The 24,005-nt window shown below is 70.1% G+C and carries 17 protein-coding genes; 11 read left to right on the top strand and 6 right to left on the bottom strand.

The features are described 5' to 3' along the window. Positions 1-94: 94 nt before the first annotated feature. The gene (locus tag KCH48_RS32050) at positions 95-1,108 is read right to left on the bottom strand and encodes a hydroxyacid dehydrogenase (protein WP_210579305.1); all 1,014 of its coding nucleotides are present in this window, start codon (positions 1,106-1,108) and stop codon (positions 95-97) included. Between the two features lie 420 nt (positions 1,109-1,528). Between KCH48_RS32050 and KCH48_RS32045 the strand changes: the two genes are divergently transcribed. The 7 genes from KCH48_RS32045 (at position 1,529) to KCH48_RS32015 (ending at position 12,797) form a co-directional block, all read left to right on the top strand. Further along, positions 1,529-2,878, top strand: a complete 1,350-nt coding sequence (locus KCH48_RS32045) for an extracellular solute-binding protein (protein ID WP_210579301.1) — start codon at positions 1,529-1,531, stop codon at positions 2,876-2,878. Further along, complete coding sequence (locus KCH48_RS32040) at positions 2,875-3,873, top strand: carbohydrate ABC transporter permease (protein ID WP_210579285.1); 999 nt, start codon at positions 2,875-2,877, stop codon at positions 3,871-3,873. Before KCH48_RS32045 ends, KCH48_RS32040 begins: the two co-directional genes overlap by 4 nt. After that, positions 3,870-4,715: a carbohydrate ABC transporter permease gene (locus KCH48_RS32035; protein WP_210579276.1), complete on the top strand. Its 846-nt coding sequence runs from the start codon at positions 3,870-3,872 to the stop codon at positions 4,713-4,715. Before KCH48_RS32040 ends, KCH48_RS32035 begins: the two co-directional genes overlap by 4 nt. Before the next feature lie 62 nt (positions 4,716-4,777). Further along, positions 4,778-6,310 carry a glycosyl hydrolase family 28 protein gene (locus tag KCH48_RS32030; RefSeq protein ID WP_210579590.1) on the top strand — a complete coding sequence of 511 codons (1,533 nt, stop codon included), beginning with the start codon at positions 4,778-4,780 and terminating at the stop codon, positions 6,308-6,310. A gap of 98 nt (positions 6,311-6,408) precedes the next feature. After that, on the top strand, positions 6,409-9,822 hold the full coding sequence (locus KCH48_RS32025) for an alginate lyase family protein (RefSeq protein WP_210579264.1): 3,414 nt from the start codon (positions 6,409-6,411) through the stop codon (positions 9,820-9,822). A 26-nt stretch (positions 9,823-9,848) separates the two neighbouring features. Continuing rightward, entirely contained in the window at positions 9,849-11,093 is a 1,245-nt protein-coding gene (locus KCH48_RS32020; protein WP_210579261.1) for an alginate lyase family protein, read from the top strand. Between the two features lie 96 nt (positions 11,094-11,189). Next, positions 11,190-12,797: a carboxylesterase/lipase family protein gene (locus KCH48_RS32015; RefSeq protein ID WP_210579259.1), complete on the top strand. Its 1,608-nt coding sequence runs from the start codon at positions 11,190-11,192 to the stop codon at positions 12,795-12,797. A gap of 5 nt (positions 12,798-12,802) precedes the next feature. Here KCH48_RS32015 and KCH48_RS32010 read toward each other — a convergent pair whose 3' ends face one another. From KCH48_RS32010 to mmuM, 4 genes are all read right to left on the bottom strand, one after another. Next, positions 12,803-13,852: a LacI family DNA-binding transcriptional regulator gene (locus KCH48_RS32010; protein ID WP_210579257.1), complete on the bottom strand. Its 1,050-nt coding sequence runs from the start codon at positions 13,850-13,852 to the stop codon at positions 12,803-12,805. Between the two features lie 191 nt (positions 13,853-14,043). Beyond that, the gene (locus KCH48_RS32005) at positions 14,044-15,603 is read right to left on the bottom strand and encodes an amidase (protein ID WP_210579255.1); all 1,560 of its coding nucleotides are present in this window, start codon (positions 15,601-15,603) and stop codon (positions 14,044-14,046) included. Next, the gene (locus KCH48_RS32000) at positions 15,600-15,887 is read right to left on the bottom strand and encodes a hypothetical protein (protein WP_210579253.1); all 288 of its coding nucleotides are present in this window, start codon (positions 15,885-15,887) and stop codon (positions 15,600-15,602) included. The genes KCH48_RS32005 and KCH48_RS32000 overlap by 4 nt, the downstream gene beginning before the upstream one ends. Positions 15,888-15,973: 86 nt before the next feature. Continuing rightward, complete coding sequence (mmuM, locus tag KCH48_RS31995) at positions 15,974-16,882, bottom strand: homocysteine S-methyltransferase (protein ID WP_210579250.1); 909 nt, start codon at positions 16,880-16,882, stop codon at positions 15,974-15,976. Between the two features lie 98 nt (positions 16,883-16,980). On the opposite strand from mmuM, the gene KCH48_RS31990 reads away from it, so the two are divergent. Beyond that, complete coding sequence (locus tag KCH48_RS31990) at positions 16,981-18,081, top strand: aminoglycoside phosphotransferase (protein WP_210579242.1); 1,101 nt, start codon at positions 16,981-16,983, stop codon at positions 18,079-18,081. A gap of 3 nt (positions 18,082-18,084) precedes the next feature. Here the strand turns inward: KCH48_RS31990 and KCH48_RS31985 are convergent, their stop codons facing one another. Continuing rightward, positions 18,085-20,187: an autotransporter gene (locus tag KCH48_RS31985; protein WP_210579239.1), complete on the bottom strand. Its 2,103-nt coding sequence runs from the start codon at positions 20,185-20,187 to the stop codon at positions 18,085-18,087. A gap of 183 nt (positions 20,188-20,370) precedes the next feature. On the opposite strand from KCH48_RS31985, the gene KCH48_RS31980 reads away from it, so the two are divergent. The 3 genes from KCH48_RS31980 to KCH48_RS31970 all read left to right on the top strand — a co-directional run bounded on the left by KCH48_RS31980 (position 20,371) and on the right by KCH48_RS31970 (position 23,991). Beyond that, entirely contained in the window at positions 20,371-21,459 is a 1,089-nt protein-coding gene (locus tag KCH48_RS31980; RefSeq protein WP_210579236.1) for a family 43 glycosylhydrolase, read from the top strand. 1 nt (position 21,460) lies between these two features. Then, positions 21,461-22,873, top strand: coding sequence for an RICIN domain-containing protein (locus KCH48_RS31975; protein WP_210579233.1), 1,413 nt, complete (start codon positions 21,461-21,463; stop codon positions 22,871-22,873). A gap of 80 nt (positions 22,874-22,953) precedes the next feature. Continuing rightward, positions 22,954-23,991, top strand: coding sequence for a rhamnogalacturonan acetylesterase (locus KCH48_RS31970; RefSeq protein WP_210579231.1), 1,038 nt, complete (start codon positions 22,954-22,956; stop codon positions 23,989-23,991). Positions 23,992-24,005 lie beyond the last annotated feature (14 nt).

The raw sequence follows: 24,005 nt of genomic DNA, 5'->3' as shown, positions 1-24,005 counted from the left end.
CTGCACGGCATGATCGTGCCGCCGCCTGCAAGGCCCCCCGGCGCCCCCGCACCGCTCCCTGCAAGGCCCCCGGCGCCACCGCACCGCCCCACCCTCAAGCCACCCGCCCCAAATCCCCCACCCGCACCTCATGCACCAACGCATCCCCCCCACCCACCCGCTCCATCTCCTCCACCACAATCCGCCCCAGCCGCTCCAACTCGTTCCCGAGCGACCCGGCGATGTGCGGCGTGAGGAACACGTTGGGCAGTCGGTACAGCGGCGATCCAGCAGGAAGCGGCTCGGGCTCCGTGACATCGAGGATGGCGTGCAGCCGGCCGGAGACCAGCTCGTCGGTGAGCGCGTTGTGGTCGACCAGGGCGCCGCGGGAGGTGTTGATCAGTACGCCGCCGTCCCGGATGAGGGCGAGCCGGTCGCCGTCGAGCATCCGGTAGGTCTCGGGGATGTCGGGGGCGTGCAGGCTGACGATGTCGCTGTGCCGCAGGAGGTCCTCCAACGACAGCAGCTGGGCCCCGAGTTCGGCGGCCTCGGCGGGGCTGACGTAAGGATCGTGCAGCAGCACGGTGAAGTCGAAGGGCCGCAGTAGCTCCAGCAACCGTCTGCCCACACGCGAGGCGCCGATGACGCCGATCCGGCGGCCGACGTTGCCGGTGGAGGCGGTCTCCTCGTTGGTCGGGTAGGTGTGCGTGGCGCGGAAGCGCTCGCGGTGCGTGAAGGTGTCCTTCCCGGCGAGCAGGATCATCGCGAGCGTGTACTCCGCGACCGGCAGCGCGTTGCCGGTCACCGCGCTGGAGACGGTGACGCCGTGCTTCCACAGGGCGTCACCGATCAGCGAACGGACCGAGCCCGCCGCGTGCAGGACGGTGCGCAACTCGGGTGCGGCCACTAGCGCGTCGGCGTCCAGGTGGGGGCAGCCCCAGCCGGTGATCAGCACCTCGGCCCGGGCGAGGGCGCCAGCCGTCCTCGGGTCGGTGAGGTCCTGCACGACGAGGGCGGGGTCGATGTCGGACGCCTGCTTCAGCCGGGCCATCAGCGGCGGAGGGAAGAGCAGGGGGAGGTGCACCGGATCCATCGCGAACACGGCCCTCGGCGGGTGCGGGCTGGGCATGACTCTCCTGACATGCTGATAGAAACGTTTTCAGAAAGCGCCTTCTACGGTAGATCTGCCGAGAACGGCGGGTCAATCAGTTGGACGGAGTGGAGTTTCTCCGAGCCGTTTCTGCGGCGTACACGCATGCAGAACAGGACGAGGCAGCAGATGCAGAAATCGGTTACTCCAATTTCTGTACCGGAACCCTCTCGCGGCAACCGGTTCCCGAAATCTCCACGGAGAGCACCCGCCCACGCCCCGCCGAAGACGATGATCAAGCCGTCCTTCGGAGGGCCCCTTCGGCGCCCCACCTCATGTCACCCACGTTACACAGTCTTTTCGAAAGTTCGCCCAGAGTCTTGACGCGGTTTCCGTACAGGAAGAAGCTCTGCCCCACTGCCTGACAACCGGTTGTCTGACGTGAGAGGCGGTGCCCTCATGCACCCCCGCCCCGGTGCCTCCCCGAGCCGCCGCCGATTCCTCGCCCTGTCCGCAGGAGGCGCCTCGGCCGGAGTGGCGGCCCTCAGCGGCTGCGCCCTGTCGACCGCGGGAGCCGCACCCGGCGGCGGCGAGAACATCACGATGATGGTCGAACTCGACGACATCTCCACGGAGTTGATCCAGCAGGCCCGGAAGGAACTCGGCATCGGGATCACCGTGGTGAAGAACGACATCACCCGGCTGATCGCGATGCTCACCAGCGGCAATCCGCCGGACCTCGTCCGCGGCCTCGGCGCCCTGGACGCGCCGTACTTCGCCGCCCGGGGTGTGGCAGAGGACCTGGACCCGTACTTCGCCAGGTCGACCATCCTCAGGACCGACGACCTGGACTCGGCCAACGACGTGTGGCGGTACGACGGCACGACCCAGGGCAGGGGCCCCCGCTACGGCATGGCGAAGGACTTCTCCCAGGACTCGATGTTCTGGTACAACACCGCGCTCTTCGACAAGAGGGGCGTCGACCACCCCTCCGAGACCGAGCCGATCACGTACGAGGAATGGCTGGAGAATGCCAAGCGCCTGGTCCAGCGCAAGAACGGCCAGACGACCGTGTACGGCGGCAGCTACAACGGCGTGAATCTCACCGGCCTCCTGACGAGCCTGACGGCCACCGCCGGAGGCAGCCTCTTCTCCGCGGACTTCAGCCGGGTCGACTTCACCACCCCCGAGGCCCGCAAGGCCCTGACCTGGTACGTGGAGTACGCCAAGACCAGGGTCGGGCCGAGTCTCATCCAGCCCAACCCCGACACCTGGGACGGTCCCACCTGCGTCGCGAACCGCATGGCCATGTCCGGCAGCGGCTACTGGCTCGGCGGCATGATCAACGAAGATCCGAAGGTGGCGGAGGTGTCCCGCCTCGCCCCCGCTCCCGTCTTCGAGGGCGGCCCACGGGTCAGTGCCTGCCAGTCCGGCACCGGCCTGTGGATGCCGCAGAAGGCGCGCAACAAGGACGCCGCCTGGCGGGTCTTCGAGTGGTTCTTCGGCGAAGCGCCGGCCAAGGCGCGCGCGGAGGGCGGCTGGGGGATACCGACGCTCAAGTCGCTGCGCCCGCTGATGCCGCAGAAGGAGGACTACCAGAAGCGGGTCCTCAAAGTGCAGCAGGCCGAGTTGGAGCACTTCTCGGTGACTCCTTTCACCCCCTACGCCAAGTGGGACGCTTTCGAAGCCCTGATCAACCAGGTCATCCCGGCCGCGATGAACGGCCAGATCTCCGTCGACCGCCTGGCGGGACGCCTCAACTCGGCCCTCAACGAGCAGCTGAAGCGCGGTAAGGAGCAGGTGGGATGACAGTCGGCCAGATCCCCGAGGTCGCCGAGCGGCCACGGGCCGTCACACGCTCCGGGGCCGTACGCTCCGACGACGCGCCCCACACCTCCATGACCGCCCGCCGGCACCGGGCGTTCTACATGTTCACCTCGCCCTGGATCATCGGCTTCCTGCTGCTGACCATCGGCCCGATGGCGTACGCGCTGTGGCTGAGCTTCACCACCTTCGACGGCATCTCGCCCAACTGGCGCTACGTCGGCCTCGGCAACTACGAGGAGCTGCTCTCCGACCCGGTGACCTGGGACGCCCTGGGGCGCGCCGGTCTGTTCGCCATCACCTCGGTACCGCTGTCGATCATCGCCGGAATGGGGCTCGCGGTCCTGGTCAACCGCCCGCTCAAGGCGCGCGGCCTGTGGCGCACCCTGCTCTACCTCCCGGCCGTGGTACCGCCGGTTGGCGCGGGCCTCATCTTCAAGCAGCTCTTCAACCGGGACTCCGGCGCCACCAACGGCGTCCTCAACATCTTCGGTATCGACGCCATCGCCTGGCTCGACGACCCGTACGCCCGCTACGTGATTCTGATGACGGTGCTGTGGGCGGCCGGAAACATCATGATCATCTCGCTGGCCGGGCTCCAGGACGTGCCTCGCGAACTCCACGAGGCGGCCAGGATCGACGGGGCGAGCGCCTGGCGGACCTTCCGCAGCGTCACTGTGCCGCTGCTCTCGCCGGTCCTGCTCTTCCAGGCCGTGACCGGGATGATCGCCTCGGTGCAGACCATCATGCCGATGCTGCTCGCCGCCAACGCCACCCCGGCGGGGGTCACTTCGATCCCGCAGTCCAACTACATGTACATGATGCACGTGTTCGCGCAGTACTTCGCGCTCGGCCGTTACGGCTACGCCTCCGCGCTCCTGTGGGTGCTCTTCGTCCTGATCCTCATCGCGACCGGCCTGATCTTCAAGTTCACGTCCGGTGTGGTGTTCTACAACGTCGACCCGGAGGCGAAGAAGTGACCGCCACCACCGTGACCCCCAAGGTACGCACCTCCCGTCTCGTCCTCTACACCGTGCTCGTCGTGGTCACCGGCCTGATGCTCGGCCCCTTCGGCTGGCTGGTCATCACCGGTCTGAAGACCACGCCCGAACTGGCGGCCTCCCCGGTGCGCTGGCTGCCCGAGAACTTCCAGTGGCACAACTTCGCCGATGCCTTCACCGCCATCGACTTCCTCGGCTACGCCCGCAATTCCCTCATCATCTCCCTGATCTACGCCACCCTCGTCACCCTGAGCTCCGCCTGGGTCGGCTTCGGCTTCGCCCGCCTGAACGCCCCCGGCAAGAAGATCCTCTTCGGTGTGCTGCTCGGCTCGATGATGCTGCCGCAGATGATCACGCTCTTCCCGACGTACCTCATCTTCGCGAAGGTCGGCATGGTCGACACCTACTGGCCGTGGGTGCTGTGGGGGCTGTCGGCCGCCCCGTATCTGGTCTTCCTCTTCCGGCAGTTCTTCGCCGGGATGCCGAAGGAACTGGAGGAGGCAGCGATCATCGACGGCGTCGGCTACGCCGGGATCTTCTGGCGGATCTTCCTGCCGCAGTCCTGGCCGGTCCTGTCCGCGAGCTTCGTGATCGCCTTCACCTGGACCTGGGGCGACTTCATCGCCCCGATGCTGCTCCTGTCCAGCGACAAGACCACGCTCTCCGTCGCCATCATGACCTCCTACGTCACGGACGGCGGGCTGCCCGTCAACAACCTCCTTGCCGCGGGCTCCGTGATGTACGTCGTCCCCATCCTGCTGATCTTCCTCGTGGCCCAGCGCGGTTTCGTCGCCGGGATGTCCACCACCGGCCTGAAGTAGCCCCTCACTGAAGTAGTCCCTCTTACCGAACCTTTTGCAAGGAGTTACGCATGAACGCGCCCTTGAACGCGCCCTTGTCACGCCGGACCACCCTCCAGGCCGCCGGTGTCATCGCCGCCGCCGGCCTGGCCGGCAGCATCGCGGGCACCGTCCAGGCCGCCGCAGCCGAGGAGACCGGCATCGCCGGCGACAGCGTGATCATCCACCCGACGCTTCCGAAGGTGCCTGTCAACAACTCCTTCACCGTCAAGGTCCGGCCGCTCGGCGGCACCTGGCAGAAGGTCGGCGTCTACCTCGCCAAGCTCGCACTGATCGACCCGAACACCGGCAGCAACAGAGCCCAGAGCTCTTCCTGGGCCGCCTTCGACTTCTCCGGCACGGTCGAGGTCGAGGTCACGTACAACCCGGGCGGCGGCGAGAAGGTCCGCATCCGCCCGGACTCGTACGGCATCAAGCCCGAGGTGCTCGGCAGCACCGCGCGCTTCACCCTGGACCGTCCCCGCAACCTGGTCGTCCAGATCGACGACAAGATCTTCGACTGCCTGCACCTGTTCGCGAACCCGATCGAGCAGGACGTGCCCACTGAGGGCGACAAGAAGGTCATGTACTTCGGGCCCGGTCTGCACACCCACCCCGACCGAACCCTGAAGGTGCCTACCGGCACCACCGTCTACCTGGCCCCGGGCGCCGTCCTCACCTCGGCCGTGATCTTCGAGAACGTGGAGAACGCCCGACTGATCGGCCGCGGCGTGATCTACGACACGACCGGCGGCGCGGTCTTCGTCCGCAAGTGCGAGAACGTCACGATCGACGGCGTCACGATCCTCAACCCCCGGTACGAGAACATCAGGGTCGCCGAGTCCAAGAACCTCACCATCAAGAACCTGCGCGCCTTCAGCCACCAGGGCTGGGGTGACGGCATCCAGCTCTACTGCTCCGAGAACGTCACGATCGACGGCTGCTTCCTGCGCACCTCCGACGACTGCGTCGCCCTCTACACCCACCGCTGGGACTTCTACGGCGACACCCGCAACATCACCGTCAAGAACTGCTCCCTCTGGGCCGACGTCGCCCACCCGATCAACATCGGCGTGCACGGCAACACCGACACCCCCGAGGTGCTGGAGAACCTGCGCTACGAGAACATCGACATCCTCGACCACCGCGAGCCGCAGGTGACCTACCAGGGCGCCATCGCCTTCATGGTCGGCGACAGCAACATCGTCCGGGACGTCAGGTTCGACGACATCCGCGTGGAGGACTTCCGCTGGGGTCAGCTCATCCACCTGCGGGTCGAGTACAACCCGAAGTACAACACCTCGGCAGGCCGTGGCATCGAGAACGTCTACATCAAGGACCTCAGCTACAACGGCAAGAACGCCGACCTCTCGATCATCGCCGGCCTCGACGCGGAGCACGCGATCAAGGACGTCACCTTCGAGAACCTCCGGGTCAACGGCAGGGTGATCGCCGACAGCACGGGCAAGCCGGCGTGGTATCTGGCCGCGGACGGCGTACCCATGTTCGTCAACGAGCACGTGACGAACCTCAAGTTCCTCACCACCGCCGAGGCAGAGGCGGCCGCCGCGTCATGACGATCCCCGCACCCAGGCCCTGTCGTTTGGATCATCCCGGCGTCGCGGGGTCTGGCACGCACATCTGCGGCGTTGTCGTCGGTCGCCATGGCTCCGCCATGACTCCCTCCTCCGCCTTGCAGCTGCACGCACCAGACCCCGCTCGGGTCAGTCGAGAGGCGCCGCGCCTCACAGCCGGCCTGATCCAAACGACAGGGCCTAGCCGCCGGGGCTTCCTCGGCGGCACGGCCGCCCTGCTGCTGGTGGCGGGCGCGAGCGGACTGCTCGCGCCGGGCACGGCCCGGGCGGCCGGGAGGAAGACCGCCGCCAGATCCTTCACCCACCCCGGCCTGCTGCACAGCGCCGCCGACCTGGCGCGGATGAAGGCCGCGGTCGCCGCGAAGGAGTCGCCTGTCCACGACGGCTACCTCGCCTTCGCGGCCCACGCCCGCTCGCAGTCGACGTACGCCGTCCAGAACACCGGGCAGATCACCTCCTGGGGCCGCGGTCCCAGCAATTACATGAGCCAGGCCGTCGCCGACTCGGCCGCCGCCTACCAGAACGCCCTCATGTGGTGCGTCACGGGCGAGCGCGCCCACGCCGACAAGGCCCGGGACATCCTCAACGCCTGGTCGGCCTCCCTGACGATGATCACCGGAGCCGACGGCCCGCTCGGCGCCGGGCTCCAGGTCTTCAAGTTCGTCAACGCGGCCGAGCTGCTCCGCCACAGCGACTACGACGGCTGGACGGACGCGGACCTCGCCCGCTGCGAGCGGTCCTTCCTCGACGTCTGGTATCCGGCGATCTCCGGCTACATGCTCTACGCCAACGGCAACTGGGACCTGACGGCCCTTCAGTCCATCCTGGCCATCGGCGTGTTCTGCGAGGAGCGCACCCTCTTCGAGGACGCGCTGCGGTTCGCCGCGGCTGGCGCGGGCAACGGCAGCGTCCCGGGCCGAGTCGTCGCCGACACCGGCCAGGGCCAGGAGTCCGGCCGCGACCAGGCCCACGAGCAACTCGCCGTCGGCCTGATGGGCGACGCCGCGCAGGTCGCCTGGAACCAGGGCGTCGACCTGTGGGCCTTCGACGACCACCGCATCCTCGCGAACGCCGAGTACGCCGCCCGCTACAACCTCGGCGGCGACGTCCCCTTCACCCCCGACCTCGACCGCACCGGCAAGTACATCAAGACGACCGTTTCGGACCGCGTCCGAGGCAACATCCCCCCGATCTACGAGATGTACTACGCCCACTACGCCGGCGTCCGCGGCCTCGACGCTCCGTACACCGAGGCGGCCGTCTTCCGCGGCACGGGCGGCGCCCGCGTCGTCGAGGGCAGCAACGACGATCTGCCCAGCTGGGGCACCTTCACCTACGCGGGCACCAAGGCGCCCGCCCCCACCGTCCCGACGGCCCCGGCAGGCGTCACGGCAACCGGTCACGACACGTCAGTCACCCTGGCCTGGCTGCCCTCCGCGTGGGCGACCTCGTACACCGTCCGCCGGGCGAGCAGCCCCGAGGGGCCGTACGAGGAGATCGCGTCGGCAGTCGACGGAACACCGCACACCGACGACGGCGTACGTCCCGGCCGGACGTACCACTACACGGTCACTGCCACGAACTCCCAGGGCAGCAGCGGCGATTCGGCGAGCGCCTCCGCCACCGCCGGTCTCCCCGCCCCCTGGTCCACCCAGGACGTCGGCCCGGTGAACACCCCCGGTTCCGCCGCCTTCGACGGTGAACGGTTCGTCCTCGAGGCGTCCGGCACCGCCGACACCTACCGCTCGGTCCACCTCCCGCTGCCCGGCGACGGCACGATCACCGCCCGGATCGTGTTCCCGCTCAGCTCCCAGTACGCCAAGATCGGCGTCACCCTGCGCGACTCCCTCGACGCGGACGCCGCGCACGCCTCGATGCTGATCCAGGGGCTGCCGCTGCACACCTGGAGCGGCGTGTGGAGCGTACGGCCCAAGACCGGGGCCGCTGTCTCCGGCACCGGCAGCACGCCCGTGCCGCCCACCCAGCAGCAAGCGATCACCGTGAACGCGGCCTTCCCGATCTCCGACCTTGGCACCCTGCCCGAGTCGGCGACCCCGCTTCAGGCGCCGTACGTGGAAGGCGCGGGCGACGGCTACCGGCTGCGGGCGCCCTACTGGGTGCGGGTGACCCGCAGGGGCCGCCGCTGCACCGGCGCGATCTCCCCGGACGGCATCCGCTGGACCGAAGTCGGCTCCACACAAGTCGAGTTGGGCCGCACCGCCGCCGCGGGCCTGGTCCTCACCTCCTGTCTCGGTGTCGACGAGGAGTACGCGGAGACCGGCACCGGCGCCTTCGACAACGTCACCGTCCTCTCGGCCTCGGCCGGCGAGGTCTGGTCGGTGCCCCGTCCCGCTCGCAGAGCCGTCGGCCTCAAGGCGTCCACCGGCGCCGACGCCGTGGAGCTGGCCTGGACCGACCCTGACCTGTCCGCCCGCTACAAGGTGCTGCGCTCCACGGGCGCCGACGGGCCCTTCGAGACGATCGCGACCGGCATCGGCCCTGTCGGTTTCGGCACCCGCGTCCGGTACACGGATGCCACCGGGACGCCCGGGAGGACGTACCACTACGTCGTCGCGAAGACGAACTGCGCCGGACGAGGCCCGCTCTCCGAACCGGTCTCCGCCCCGATGCCGACACCGGGCGTTCCCCAACTCACCTCCGCCACCGACGCGTTCGGCAACAAGGGCGTCCCCTTCCAGCACCTCCTCCGCGCCTCGCACGTGCCCCTACGGTTCAGCGCGGACGGGCTGCCCGACGGCCTCCGGCTCGACAGGCGCACCGGCGTGGTCTCCGGAACACCCACCGAGAGCGGCGAGTTCATGGTCACCACCACCGCGGCCAACGCCTCCGGCACCGGCAGCGGCACGCTCACCGTCGGCACGCCCCCGCCCGCGCCCTGGACGTACGGCGACCTCGGTGACCCGGTCCTCGATGAGCGCGCGTTCGGGACGCTGGGCGTGGTCGCGATCCGCACGCCGGGCAGCACGTCGTACCACGACGGGACCTTCACCGTGCGCGGTGCGGGTGTCGACCTGACCGTCAACAACCAGGGAATGACAGGGCAGTTCGTACGACGGACCGTCACCGGCGACTGCGAGATCACCGCCCGGCTCGTCTCCCGCACGGGCGCGAGTGCCGACCGGGTGGGCCTGCTGATGGCCAAGTCGCTGTCACCGTTCGACCAGGCCGCCGGGGCGATCGTCACCGGCGGGACCGCCGCGCAGCTCATGCTGCGCACGACCGTCGCCGGACGGTCGGCGTTCACCGGGAACGGGGCAGCCGCCCTGCCCTCCCTGCTGCGGCTGAAGCGCGTCGGGACCGCCTTCACCGCTGCCCTGTCCACCGATGACGGCGCCACCTGGACCACCCTCGCCACCGGCGAGATCCCCGGGTTCGGTGACGCCCCCTACCACGTGGGCCTCGTGGTCTGCTCCCGCGACCAACTGGCCCGCTGCACCACCGAGTTCGACGAGGTGAGCATCACCCCCATGTAGATACTCCACGGAACGGAGATGCATCAATGAGCCGCACTTCCCCCCACCGGCACCTCCCCACACCAGAGTTGAGCCGCCGCGGTCTGCTGAGGACCGCTGGCGGTCTCACCGCCGCCCTCACCGTCGGCGGGTCCACGGCCGTGCTGACGGGCGGCACGGCCGGCGCGGCCCCCGCGACCTTCACCCACCCCGGCATGCTGCACAACGCCGGTGACATCAACCGGGCCAAGGTCAGGGTCGCCGCGGGCGACGACCCCTGGCTGTCCGGCTGGCGGAGGCTGACCGCCAACGGCCGCTCGCAGTCCACCTGGACACCCCGCGCGACGGCGACCGTCATCCGCGGCGGCGACGGCCAGAACTACCCCCAGCTCTACAACGACATCGCCGCCGCCTACCAGAACGCGCTGCGCTGGCACGTGGGCGGCACCCGGGACAACGCCGACTGCGCCGTGCGGATCCTCAACGCCTGGTCGTCGACGCTCACCACCATCACCGGAAACGCCGACCGGTTCCTCGCCGCCGGGATCTACGGCTGGCAGTTCGCCAACGCGGCGGAACTCATGCGCGGATACGCCGGCTTCGACCTCGGCCGGTTCCAGAACATGATGCGCAACGTGTTCTACCCGCTCAACAACCAGTTCCTCACCCAGCACAACGGCGCCTGCATCACCAACTACTGGGCGAACTGGGACCTGTGCAACGTCGCGTCCGTCCTGGCCATCGGCATCCTGTGCGACGACGGCGCCAAGTACGACCAGGCCGTGAACTACTTCAAGAACGGCGCGGGCAACGGCGCCATCCGCAAGGCCGTGCCGTTCCTGCACCCGGACGACCTCGCCCAGTGGCAGGAGTCGGGCCGGGACCAGGGCCACACCGTCATGGGCATGGGCCAGATGGGCGCCATCTGCGAGATGGCCTGGAACCAGGGCGAGGACCTGTACGGCTACGACGGCAACCGGTTCATGAAGGCCGCTCAGTACGTCGCCAAGTACAACCTCGGTGAGACCGTGCCCTTCACGAAGTACACCTGGGGCACCGGCGTCAACTGCGACTACCGGGAACACACGGTCATCTCCGACGCCGGGCGGGGCCAGGTCCGCCCGGTGTGGGCCATGCTCGACTCCCACTACCGGCGCCGCCGCAACCTGGCCGTCCCCTACCTGCAGCGCATCGCCCAGTCGGTCCACCCGGAGGGGGGTGGCGGCGACTACGGCTCCACCAGCGGAGGTTACGACCAGCTCGGCTTCGGCACGCTGATGTACGCCAAATAGCCCTCCAGGCCACCTCGCTCACCGGAATAGTCGTTCGTGATGTGGTGCTCTGACATGTGCAGGGTGCACGAAGTGCGGCGAGAAGCAGGTGGGCGCATGGCGGCAGACCAGGTGGGGCAGGTGACGGAGCCGGCGGAACGTCCGGTGATCAGGACGCCGTACGGGGCCGTGCGCGGCCGGTACGAACACGGCGTCGCGGTGTTCCGGGGCATCCCGTACGCGGCGCCCCCGTTCGGTCCCCGCAGGTTCCGGCCGCCCGAGCGGCCGGAACCCTGGGACGGGGTGCGGGACGCGGGCGCCTTCGGGCCGACCCCGCCGAAACCGCCGTACTCCGAGGCCTTCGCCCAGTACCTCTCCGACCCGGTCGTCCCCGGCGACGACTGTCTCAACCTCAATGTCTGGACGCCCGAACCCGGCCCGGGCGCCCGGCTCCCGGTCATGGTGTGGCTGCACGGCGGCGCCCTTACCCGCGGATCCTCCGCCGTACCCGTGTACGACGGAAGCAGCTTCGCCCGCGACGGCGTCGTCTTCGTCTCGGTCAACTACCGACTGGGAGTGGAGGGCTACGGACTGTTTCCGGACGCCCCCGCCAACCCGGGCCTGCGCGACCAGCTCGCCGCGCTGGAGTGGGTGCACGCCTCGATCGAGGCCTTCGGCGGCGACCCGGCGCAGGTCACCCTGTTCGGCCAGTCGGCCGGCGCGATCAGCACCGGCGCACTGCTGGCCGCCCCGCAGGCGCAGGGCCTGATCCGGCGTGCGGTGCTGCAGAGCGGGGCGCCGGAGGCCGCCGAGCGGGACAAGGTACGGCGGATGGTGCGCCGTATGGCCACCCGGCTGAAGATCCCCGCCACCGCCGCGGCCTTCGCCGACGTCGACCGGGAACTCCTCCTGCGCACCCAGGCCGACGTGGGCAAGCTCAGCAGCCCGGTGCTCGGCGGGCCCGCCTTCGGGATCGTGGTCGACGGCGATGTCGTCCCGCGTGACCCCTTGGAGGCCCTGGTCGAGGGCGACGCGGCCCGGGGCGTCGACCTGATGATGGGGTGGACGCGCGACGAGTACCGGCTGTGGCTGGTGCCCGGCGGTCTCCTGGAGCGCGTCGACCGGCTCGGCCCGGTCGCCCTGGCCGGCGCCATGGCCCGCTGCCGCTGCGGACACGAGGTGCCGCGCGGCTACCGCGCCCTGCGCCCGGACGCGGGCACCGCCGAGATCGTCGGCCAGCTGGTCACCGACCACCTGCTGCGGCTGCCGCTGCACCGCCTGGCCGACGCCCGCCCGCGGTCGTCGTACGTCTACGAGTTCACCTGGCCCTCCAGCCTCCCCGACCTCGGCTCCTGCCACGCCCTGGAGCTCGGCTTCGTCTTCGACACCGGCGACGTCCCCGAGTCACGGAAACTGGCCGGCGACGGTGCCCCGCAGGAGCTGGCGGACGCGATGCACTCGGCGTGGGTGCGGTTCGCGACCCATGGCGACCCCGGCTGGCGGCACTGGGACGGCACCCATCCGGTCCGCATGTTCGGCGACGGCGAGCCGGAGATCGCGTTCGGCCCGCGCGACGCGGAACTCGCCCTGTGGGCGGCCGACGCGAGGGCTCGGGAAGCCGTGCCGGAATCGGAGCCCGCGGACGGCGCGGTCGTCGCGCGCGGTGCGGAACTGCGGTCGGTCGTACGACGGTTGCGGCTGCCGGGGACGGTACGGCGGTCCTGAACCGGCTACTTCGCCGCCACGGAGTTCCGGACGACGACATGCGTGCCCAGCAGCAGATGCTCGTCCGGGGTTTCCGAGGTGCGGCCCAGTGCCGTACGGACGGCGAGACGGCCCAGCTCCTCGTAGGGGACGTGGACCGTCGTCAGGGCCGGGTGGAGATCCCGGGCGAAGGGGATGTCGTCGTAACCGGCCAGCGAGACATCGCCGGGAACGCTCAGGCCCGCCTCGTGCAGAGCGGTCAGCGCGCCCGCGGCGACCATGTCGGTGGCCGCCACCACGGCCGTGAACTCCAGCCCCCGCTTGAGCGCCTCGCGGATCAGCCGGTGGCCGGAGTCGCGAGTGAAGTCGCCGTGGAGGAGCAGCGCCGGGTCGGATTCCAGGCCGCGGGCGCGGTGTGCGGCGAGGTAACCGCGTTCACGGCCCTGCGCGGTGGTGTGGTCGGGCTTGCCACCGAGGAACAGCACCCGGCGGTGGCCCTGGGAGAGGACATGGGCGACCAGGGCGTAGGCGCCGCCCTCGTTGTCGTACTCGATGACCGTCACCGGTGCGCCCGGCCCCAGCGGCGGGCGGCCGCACAGCACCAGCCGGGAGCCCGCCGACGCCAGCTGGTCGGCCATCCGGCGGGTGCGCTCGCGGTACTCGGGTGTGTCGGCGGAGCCGCCGACCAGGATCACGGCGGCGGCCCGCTGGGCACGCATCATCTCGACGAACTCCAGCTCGTGCCGGACGTCGCCGTCCGTGCTGCACACCACGCACAGATGCCCGAGCCGGGTCGCCTCCCGTTCCACGCCGTGTGCCATGTGCGCGAACGACGGTCCGGTGATGTCCTCCAGCACGAACGCCAGCGTGGGTGTGCCGACCCCCGCGACCGCCTTGGCGCGCGCGTCGGCGACGTAGTCCAGCTCGCCCACCGCCCGCATCACCCGGGTCCGGGTCGCCGAGCTCACCGGATACACCCCGCCCAGCACCCGCGACACCGTCGACGCGGACACACCCGCGCGCGCCGCCACATCCCGGATGGTGCTACGGCTCGCGTCCGCGCTCTTCCTCGTCATGTTCCGCCCACCCCGCTGTTCAGCTGCGGCAACACGGTGGCAACCGGTTCCCGATCCGGAGGCTAGCAGTGGGGGAGGGCCGGGGACGAGAGAGCTGCGGCGGTCCGCCCGCCGGAGGGCCGCAGGGCTAGGACGAGGCAGGCCGGAGACGAGAGAGCTGCGGTGCTCTGCTCGCCGGAGGGGCCGCGGGGCTAGGCCGAGGCTTCCGCGGCCTCCTCCGCCGACAGTCGCGGACGCGGCACCGCGGCTTTGAGCCGGGCCGTCGTCGTCGCCGGATCGGCCGGCCGCCGGGTGTGCCAGTCGGTGACCGCCTGATAGGCCGCCGCGAGCTCCAGCAGCCGGTCCTCCTCGTACGGGTGGCCGCCGAGGATCGCGCCGACCGGGAGGCCGGCGGCGTCGAAGCCGATGGGGAAGGCGATCTCGGGCAGTCCGAGGATGTCGAAGGGTACCGGGCCGGTCTGCAGGACGACGTCGCAGCGGCTCATGACCCCGTCCAGCACCTCCCGCAGCAGATGGTTCTTGGCCCGCTGGGCCGTGATCCACTCGTCGCCCGACAGCATCAGGCCCTGCAGCCAACTCAGCAGCGAGACACCGAACTTGGTCGGATCCGTACGCAGCCAGTGCCGGAAGGGCTCGGTGCGCTCCGCGAGCCGGGCGGCGTTGAAGGTGCCCGTCAGCAGGGTCCAGTCGTCCGGGTACGTGACCTCGACGAGCGTCACGCCCGCAAGCGCCTCCAGCCGGTCCAGGAACGCGCCGCGCAGCTCCTTCTGCCCCGACAGGAAATCAGCGGGCACCCCGACCCGGGTGGCCCGGCGCACCCGGACCGCGCCCTTTCGGGAGACGACGGGTGTGGCGGCGCGGACGAGGTCGGGCACGGCGGGCAGCCCGAGCGTACGGGGGTCCTTCGCGTCCGGCCCGGCCATGATCTGCGTCATGATCGCCGCGTCCATGGCGTCCCGCGCGAGCGGTCCCGCGTGGTCGCGGGTGAAGGAGAGCGGGATGACGCCGTGCACGGACACCCGGCCCATCGTCGGCTTCAGTCCCGTGAGGTTCTGCTGGTTGGACGGCAGGACGATCGAACCGCCGGTCTGCGTCCCGATCGACGAGGTCGCGAGCCGCCCGGCCACCGCGCAGGCCGGACCGGTCGACGAACCACCCGGGTCGACGGACGGGTCCTCGGGTGTCCAGGCGTTGACCGTGGTGACCGTGCCGTTCGGCTTCGTGGCCCGGGTCGTGGCGAGCGGCCCCATCTGCCCCTTGCCGAGCACGATTCCGCCGGCCGCGGTCAGCCGCGTCACGGCCGCGGCGTCCTCGTCCGGGACGAAGTCCTCGAAGATGTACGAGTTGCAGCGCGTCGGCACGCCTCGCGTGAAGTAGTTGTCCTTGATGCACAGGGGAATGCCGCGCAGGGGGCCTCCCGATGCGCGGTCCGCCGCACGCGCCGCCCTGAGCGCGGCCTCTCCGGTGACCTCCGCGTACGCCTGATAGGTGGCGTCGTGGCGCTCGATCCGCTCCAGATACGCCTCGGTCAGCTTCGTGGACGTGAGCCTGCGGCGCCTGATGAGGGTGACGGCCTCGGCGAGGGTGGCCTCTGTGGGGTCGGTCCGGGCGGCCTGTCGTACGTCGACGTCGGGGACGCGTACGGGCGTTGCGGCGGCCCGCGCCGGGGTCGCGGACGCCTGGAGTGCCGCTCCGCTCGCCACGGCCATCGAACTCGCCAGAAACACACGCCGGTTGAGAGCACGGCTCATCGCGGGTCCGCCTTCCCGGTCCAGGCCTCGGTGATCGACGGGTACAGCAGTGGCGGCGCGGCCTGTTGGGCGTACTCGGGTCCGTCGGCCGGCGGAGCCCAGCCGGATATCGCGCCGGGCGTGGCCGCCACGAACGACCGCAGTGCGGCGAGTGCTTGGGCCCGCGTCGGCACCCCGGTGTCGGGGTCCGTCTCCTCGGGCAGCAGGGCGAGATCGAAGCCGGCCAGCGCCAGCCGGGTTCTCACATAGGCGTCCAACTGGTCCTGCGTGGGCGGCTCGGACACGGCAGCCTCCATGATCGGCGGACAGGTAGGAGGACTTCATCATCAGCGCGTGAAGTCCCCATTGAGCCCATGCTTCGCAGGAGTTACTACAGCGAGCGGGTGATCGACGTGATCGCCTCGGGCCCCACCCGGCAGCACCCGCCGATCAGCCGCGCCCCCGCGTCCCGCCAGCCCAGCACCTGCTCGGGCGCGAAGCCGGCGCGGCCGGTCCAGGTACGGGCCTCCGCGTCCCACGCCTCGCCGCTGTTGGGGTAGACGACGACCGGCTTGCCGGTCACCCGGGCCGCGATCCGGATCGCGCCGTCGACGTCCTCGGGCGCGCAGCAGTTCACCCCGACCGCGATCACCTCGTCCGCGTCGGCGGCCGGCGCGAACGCCTCCTCCAGCGGCTGACCGGCACGCGTGCGCTCCCCGTCGACCGTGTACGACAGCCAGGCCGGGACGCCGAGTCCCCGCACCGCCCGCAGCAGCGCGGTCGCCTCGTCGGCGTCGGGCACCGTCTCCAGCGCCAGTACGTCGGGCCGGGCGCCGGCCAGCACCTCGAGCCGCGGACGATGGAAACGCTCCAGCGCGTCCACGCTCAGCCCGTACCGCCCCCGGTACTCGGAGCCGTCCGCAAGCATCGCCCCGTACGGGCCCACCGACGCGGCCACCCACAGCGGCCGGTCCGTCCGTGCTCGACGAGCGGCCTCGCGGGCCAGCTCCACACTGAGCGCGAGCAGCTCGGCCGCCCGCTCCTCGCCGATCCCGCGCTTGCCGAAGCCCTCGAAGGTGGCCTGATAACTGGAGGTGATCGCCACGTTCGCCCCCGCCTCGAAGTAGGCGAGGTGCGCCTCGACGATCGCCTCGGGCCGCTCGGCCAGCAGCCGCGCCGACCACAGCTCGTCGCTCAGGTCGTGCCCGGCGGACTCGAGCTGGTTGGACATTCCGCCGTCGAGGACGACGGTTCCGGCGGCGAGGGCGTCCGCCAGGGAGAGAGAGGTGTCGCTGGTCATGCCACGACGCTAGTCGAGCACGCGGCGGACGGCCGCCTGTGTCCAGTGCGTGAGCGGATCACCCACCATGTGGGACGCGACTCGCCTAGTCTTGGCGCATGCCCGTGGATGTGGACACCGCGGTACGCGAGGTCCTCGGAACTGAAGAAGCCGTTTTCGAACCCCTCGTCCACAATCCCAAGAACGGTGTCACAGCCGGCGTCTGGCGGGTCACCGCCCAAGACCGTTCGGCCGTCCTGAAGCTGCTCACCCGCACCAAGGAGGCGACCGGACGCTGGGCCGCCTCGGACGACCCCCGGCACTGGAACCACTGGCGCCGCGAGGCCCATGTCTACGAGTCCGGGCTCGCGCAGCTCTGGCAGCCGTACGGGATCCGCGCGCCCCGGCTGCTCGCCTGTGTCGAACGCGCGGACGGCGATGTGGCGCTGTGGCTGGAGGACGTGCCGGGCGAACCGGGTACCGTCTGGCCGCTCGCCCGGCATGTCGAGCATGCCCGCCGCCTGGGCGTCGCCCAGGGAGCCGTCCATCCGGACGACAAGCCGTGGCTGACGCGCGGTTTCCTGCGGCAATACGTGAGCAGCAACACGCTCGGCCAGGACCTGCTCGACGCCGACGAGGCCTGGCAACAGCCCCTGGTCCGCGACCACTTCCCGGCCGGCCTGCGCCAGGACATGGTCCGCCTCCACCACGACCGGGAGTGGTTCCTGGACGTCATGGAATCCCTGCCGCGCGCCTTCAGCCACCTCGACCAGTGGCCGGCCAACGTCCGCTCCCACGGCCCGGACAGCGTCCTGTTCGACTGGGCCTTCGCCGGAGACGGCGCGCTCGGCGAGGACCTCGGCAACTACCTTCCCGACACCGTTCTCGACCTGTTCATCCCCGCCGCCCGGCTGCCCGGATACGCGGCGCAGGCGTACGAGGCCTATCTGCACGGCCTGCGGGAGAGCGGCTGGCAGGGTGACGAGCAGCTCGTGCGGCTGGGCGTGTGCGCGTCCGCAGTGAAGTACGACTGGATCACCGCCCTCATGCTCGCCCGCGCCGGCGAAGAGCAGCTCGACTACGGCGGCGCTCGCACCGTCTCCGCCGAACTCCGCTACCGCGAACGCGGGTTGACGCTCGCCTTCCTCGCCGGGTGGGCGGCCGAGGCGCGTGAACTGGCCCCGCGGCTGGGGTTCCCGGAGGCGCCGAGCGGACGCTGACGTCTACGCCGCGTGCCGCCCGCCCCGCCGCCGCCCTCCTTGGCCCCGTATCCGTCGCGTCGCCGGCACCATCAGCCCGCCCAGCAGGCCGAGCCCCAGCGCGTACGGCCACCAGCCGAACGGCTCGCTGTCCGCGCTCGCCGTGGGCGTGTCCGCGGGCGCCGCGCCGGCTGCCGCGCGGGTGGAGGCGGTCGGGGAGGAGCTCGCGGTGGTCGCCTTCGTCGTCAGGACGACGTCGTTGCCGTCGCCGCCCCGGTAGCTGATCCGGTACGTCGTGTTCGCGAGCTTCAGCCGGGCGCCCTCCTTGAGGCCGGTGAACGTGCCGGTGGTCTTCGCCCGGCCGGTGTGGTTGAGGATGGTGATCTCGCGTGCGGGCCGCGTACCGGCGGCGGACACATCGAGGTCCCCGGCCAGCCGGACCGCTCCCGCGACCTTCAACGGCTTGTCCGCCAGGACCAGTTGGCCCTTCGCGCCCTGGGTGTAGTCACCGGTCACGGCGACACCGCCCGCGACCACGCCGTCGTTCGTCACCGAGCCCTTCACCGTGCCCTTGCCGGAGAGGGCAGTGGCCACACGCAGTACCCCCGTACCCGCGTCCAGCCGTGCCCCCTCCGACATGAGCCGAATCGCCCTGCTGCGTACGAGCGTTGCCCCGTCCCGCAGTGCCAGGGTGCCCTTCTTCACGGTCGTGGTCCCGGTGTACGTGACCGAGCCGCCCGTGAGCGTGGTCGTCGCCGCGCCCGACTGCACGAGCGACCCGCCGCCGCTGACGTGCGTCAGTTTCACCGGGTCGGTCACGTTCCGCACGACGAGCGTCCCGTCGTTCACCACCCGCCGCCGCTCCGTGCCCGTCAGCAGCGAGCCGTCGCCGCCCCGCTTGCCCGAGCCGAGCCGCAGCACCGCCCTCTTCTTCACCGTGGTCGAGCCGTCGTAGTACTGCTTGGCCGCGAAGGTGACGTCGTTGCCGGGTGTCCCGGCGATGACGATGTCGCCGGCGCCGGGTGCGGACAGCGTGTCGTGGAAGACGCCGCCGCCGATGGGGGCGCCCAGGGTCACCGGCCCGTTGTAGTCGAAGGTGAGCAGCGAACGCGATCTGGCCGCGAGCAAGTTGATGTAGACGGTCTCGGCGGTACCCGGCATGAAGATCTTGTTCGTGGTGCCGTCGCCCCACTGGACGTTGGCGCCCTTGATGTTGGTGCCGCGCTTGTTGATGTTCTTCCGTGCGGGCGTCCAGTTCAGGGCGGGGTCGCTGAGCGACGGGTTGGTGTCGCCGCCCTGGTTCGACCAGCTGTACTGGCCGGTCAGGACGACCTTGCTGCCGGGCCGGGACTGGACGTTGATGTCGCTGCCGTACTCGCGCTGGTAGAAGTCCATGCGCTGGGTGACGGTCTGGCCCAGCGGGGTGTCGACGGTCCACGTGCCCTGGTTGAGGACCTTGCGCATGTTGGGCAGTGACGTCGCGTACTCCGGTCGTCCGGCGTTCGCCTGTGTGCCGTTGTCGATCACCCCGGAGAAGGGGTGGGTGCCCGAGATGTCCCAGGTGCCCCAGAGGAACCTCGGCTGGGTGATCAGCCCGGAGCCGCTGATGGTGCCCAGGTTGTAGGCGCTCTTCAGGGAGAGCCGCAGAGTGCCGTCGACCCGGATGTTGTCCTGGTTGAGCCGGAACGCCGGGGTGTTGTACGGGAAGCGGCCGATCAGCCCGGTCGTGCCCCCGTTTCCGTACTGCAGCGTCGCCCCGCGCTCGACGGTGACCGCGGGCGGGTCCGGGTCGGCCGTGGTGACGTACGGGTGGTTGCCGCCCTGCGTCGTGACCCTTTGCCGCTGCCGGGACTTCGGCAGCGTGAAGTCGCTGTCCTTGGTCAGGACCAGGGTGCCGGTGCCGCGCACGGTGAGTGTGCCCTCGCCGTGGAACGCGCCGTCGTACGTCGTCGTCCCCGACGGCACGGTGACGACCGTGTCGCCGTTGAGCGTCACGTCGCGGTCCGCGAGGACGTCGGCGGTGACGTCCCGGGTGCCCGCGGCCTCGGCAGGGGGAGCGGTCACCAGGAAGGCGATGGCCGCGAAGGCGCCGGCCGCCGCTGCGGTCTTGTGGGGGAAGCTGCTCACGCACAGGAGACGCGCCGGTCGGCGAGGGATAACAGAAATCTGCCCGACCGAAATTCGGCGCGTCAGTCCCGTTGACCTCCCCGTGGCACCCCCATACCTTTTCGGCGTTCGTAATCACAGATGACGTTCGCGATTCCGAACGAGCCGCACATCAAACTTCTCGCCCCCCGAGAGGCAGCCCGAATGAGCCGCTACGAATCCCATGCCCTCGACCGCAGACTGATGCTGAAGGGCGCCCTGGCCGCGGGTGCCCTGGTCGCCGCCCCCTCGGTGGCCCACGCCGCCACCGACGCACCCAGCCGGAAGGCCGCGCCGTTCGTGAATCCGCTCGTCCGCAACCGCGCCGACCCGCACATCCACCGCCACAGCGACGGCCACTACTACTTCACGGCGACCGCCCCCGAGTACGACCGGATCATCCTGCGCCGCTCCCGCACCCTGAACGGGCTCGCCACCGCCGCCGAGTCGGTCATCTGGACCAAGCACGCCACCGGCCCCATGGGCGCGCACATCTGGGCGCCGGAGATCCACCGCATAGGCGGGAAGTGGTACATCTACTTCGCCGCCGCGCCCGCCGAGAGCGTGTGGGACATCCGGATCTGGGTCCTGGAGAACGCCAGCAGGGACCCCTTCAAGGGGACTTGGGTGGAGCGCGGCCAGCTGAAGACGGCCTGGGAAACGTTCTCCCTCGACGCCACCACCTTCACCCACCGGGGCACCCGCTACCTCTCCTGGGCGCAGCACGAGCCCGGCATGGACAACAACACCGGCATCTTCCTGTCCAGGATGGCGAACCCGTGGACCCTGACGGGACCTCAAGTCCGGCTCTCCACCCCCGAGTACGACTGGGAGTCCATCGGCTTCAAGGTCAACGAGGGCCCCTCCGTCATCGCCCGCCACGGCCGGCTCTTCATGTCGTACTCCGCCAGCGCCACCGACGCGAACTACTGCATGGGCCTGCTCACCGTCGACGCGGACGCCGACCTGATGAACCCCGCGAACTGGTCCAAGTCGCCGACGCCGGTCTTCACCAGCAACGACACGACCAAGCAGTACGGCCCTGGCCATAACAGCTTCACGGTCGCCGAGGACGGCCGCACGGACGTCATCGTCTACCACGCCCGCCAGTACAAGGAGATCGTCGGCGACCCGCTGAACGACCCCAACCGGCACACCCGCGTCCAGAAACTCGGCTGGAAACCGGACGGCACCCCCGACTTCGGCATCCCCGTGGCCGACACGGCAGCCGCCCCCGCGAAGGAGAGTGCGTGACATGAGACGTGCGTACGCGGTTCTGCTCGCCCTCTGTCTGGCCCTGGCCGGCGCCCTGGTCACCGCGGGCCCGGCCCAGGCCGCACCCCAGACCATCATGAACGGCACGCAGTTCACCGACGTCAACGGTTCCCCCGTGCACGCCCACGGCGGCGGGGTCATCAAGGTCGGCTCGTACTACTACTGGTTCGGCGAGCACCGCAACGCCGACAACACCTTCCGCTACGTCGACGCCTACCGCTCCAGCGACCTGAAGAACTGGGAGTTCAGGAACCACGTCCTGACCGAGGCCAGCGACCCGGAGCTCGCCACCGCCAACATCGAGCGCCCGAAGGTCATGTACAACGCGTCCACCGGCAAGTTCGTGATGTGGATGCACAAGGAGAACGGCTCCGACTACAGCGAGGCCCGCGCCGCCGTGGCCGTCTCCGACACCGTGGACGGCAACTACACCTGGCGGGGCAGCTTCCGCCCGCTCGGCCAGCACATGTCCCGCGACATCACGGTCTTCGTCGACACCGACGGCACCGGCTACATGATCTCCGCCGCCCGCGAGAACTACGACCTCCAGATCTACCGCCTGACCAGCGACTACACAGGCATCGCCGCCCTGGTCGCCGACCCCTGGCACGGCGGCCACCGCGAGGCCCCGGCCCTGTTCAAGCGGGGCGGCGTCTACTTCATGCTCACCTCGGGCGCGACCGGCTGGAGCCCCAACCAGCAGCAGTACGCCACCGCCACGAACATCGCCGGCCCGTGGACGGCCATGAAGAACGTCGGCGACTCGACGACTTACGGCTCGCAGACCGCGTACGTCCTTCCCGTGCAGGGCACTTCGACCACCTCGTACCTCTACCTGGGCGACCGCTGGGGCAACTCCTTCGGCGGCACCGTCAACGACTCCCGCTACGTCTGGCTGCCGTTGACCTTCCCGACCTCCACCTCGATGTCGATGTCCTGGTCGCCGGAGGTCACCATCGACACCGCCACCGGCACGATCAGCGGCGCGAGTGCCACGTACAACACCCTGATCGCCCGGCACAGTTCCAAGTGCGCCGACGTGACCAGCCAGTCGCTGTGGCAGGGCGCGCAGCTCAAGCAGTACGACTGCAACGGCGGCGGGAACCAGAGGTACTGGTTCAAGTCGGTGGGCGGCGGCTACTACCAGTTGGCCGTGAGAAACAGCTCCCTGTGCGTGCAGGAGAACGCGAACACGGTCACCCAGGAGAACTGCAACGCGTCGGCCACCAACCAGCAGTGGTCGCTCACCACCACCGGCAGCTACGTCACCATCAAGTCCCGCGCCACGGGTGAGTGCCTGGACGTGAACGGAGCGTCCACCGCCAACTCCGCCGCGATCATCACGTACACCTGCAACGGCGCGAGCAACCAGCAGTGGACGCGCGGGGTCTAGAAAGCGCTTGCCAAGCGCGATACGGTCCAGCGGCCAAGCATTGTCGAGCCTGCCGCTGTTGTCGTCGGAGGGAGCCGCGCATGAGACGTTTCGCCCTGACCGCCCTGGTGGCGGTCACGCTGGGCAGCGCGCTGTCCGCCGCGCCCGCCCAGGCCCACCCACGGCCGCTGGACCTGTCCCACTGCACCGCCACCGCCTGCCACTTCGACCTCCCGCCCGGCACGTACGACGTGAGGGTCCTCCTCGGCGGCGAGACCGCGTCCAGCACGAGCATCACCGGTGAGACCCGCCGCGCTCTCCTCCCCGAGACGGCCGCCGAGGCCGGTGAGCGAGTCGCCCGCAGCCTCACCGTGAACGTCCGCACCCCCGAGGGCGAACCCACCGGACCCGACGGCACCGCGGGCCTCGACCTGGCGATCGGCGGCTCGGCCCCCGCCCTCGCCGACATCAAGGTCACCCCCGCCCGGCACGCCCGCCAGGTCTTCCTCGTCGGCGACTCCACGGTCTGCGACCAGCCCGGCGACCCGTACTCCGGCTGGGGCCAGCAGTTGCCCCAGTTCCTCCGCAAGGGCGTGTCCGTCGCCAACTACGCCGACTCCGGCGAGAGCACGGTCAGCTACCTGCAGAATCCCCAACTGTGGGCCACCGTCCAGCCGTTGATCCACCGCGGCGACCTCGTCCTGATCCAGCTCGCCCACAACGACAAGACGACCGACGGGGCGACATACCGCGCCAACCTCGAGACACTGGTCGCGGGCGTACGTGAGAAGGGCGGGACCCCGGTCCTGGTGACCCCCATCGTGCGACGCTGGTTCAACTCCGACGGCACCCTGAACAACGGCACCGCGCTCCTGGTCAACGGCCTCGGCGTCGACCACCCGGCCGTGACCCGCTCGGTCGCCGCCGCGCACGACGTCCCGCTGATCGACTTGACGGCGAAGACGAAGACGCTCGTGGAGTCCTTGGGAGCCGAGGCGTCCAAGGCGCTGTACCTGTACAACGAGAAGCGGGACAACACGCACACCTCCGTGCGCGGGGCCACGGTGTATGCGGAACTGGTCCGTGCAGAACTCGTCACCCGGCATCTAGTGCCCAAGGGCCTGGTGCGGGTGGGATGAGCCCCTGGGGCGTT

The sequence above is a fragment of the Streptomyces sp. GESEQ-4 genome (assembly GCF_017948455.1).
Classification (GTDB): domain Bacteria; phylum Actinomycetota; class Actinomycetes; order Streptomycetales; family Streptomycetaceae; genus Streptomyces.
Note: the sequence above shows the minus strand (reverse complement) of the source record. Positions and strands in the feature narration are given on the sequence as shown.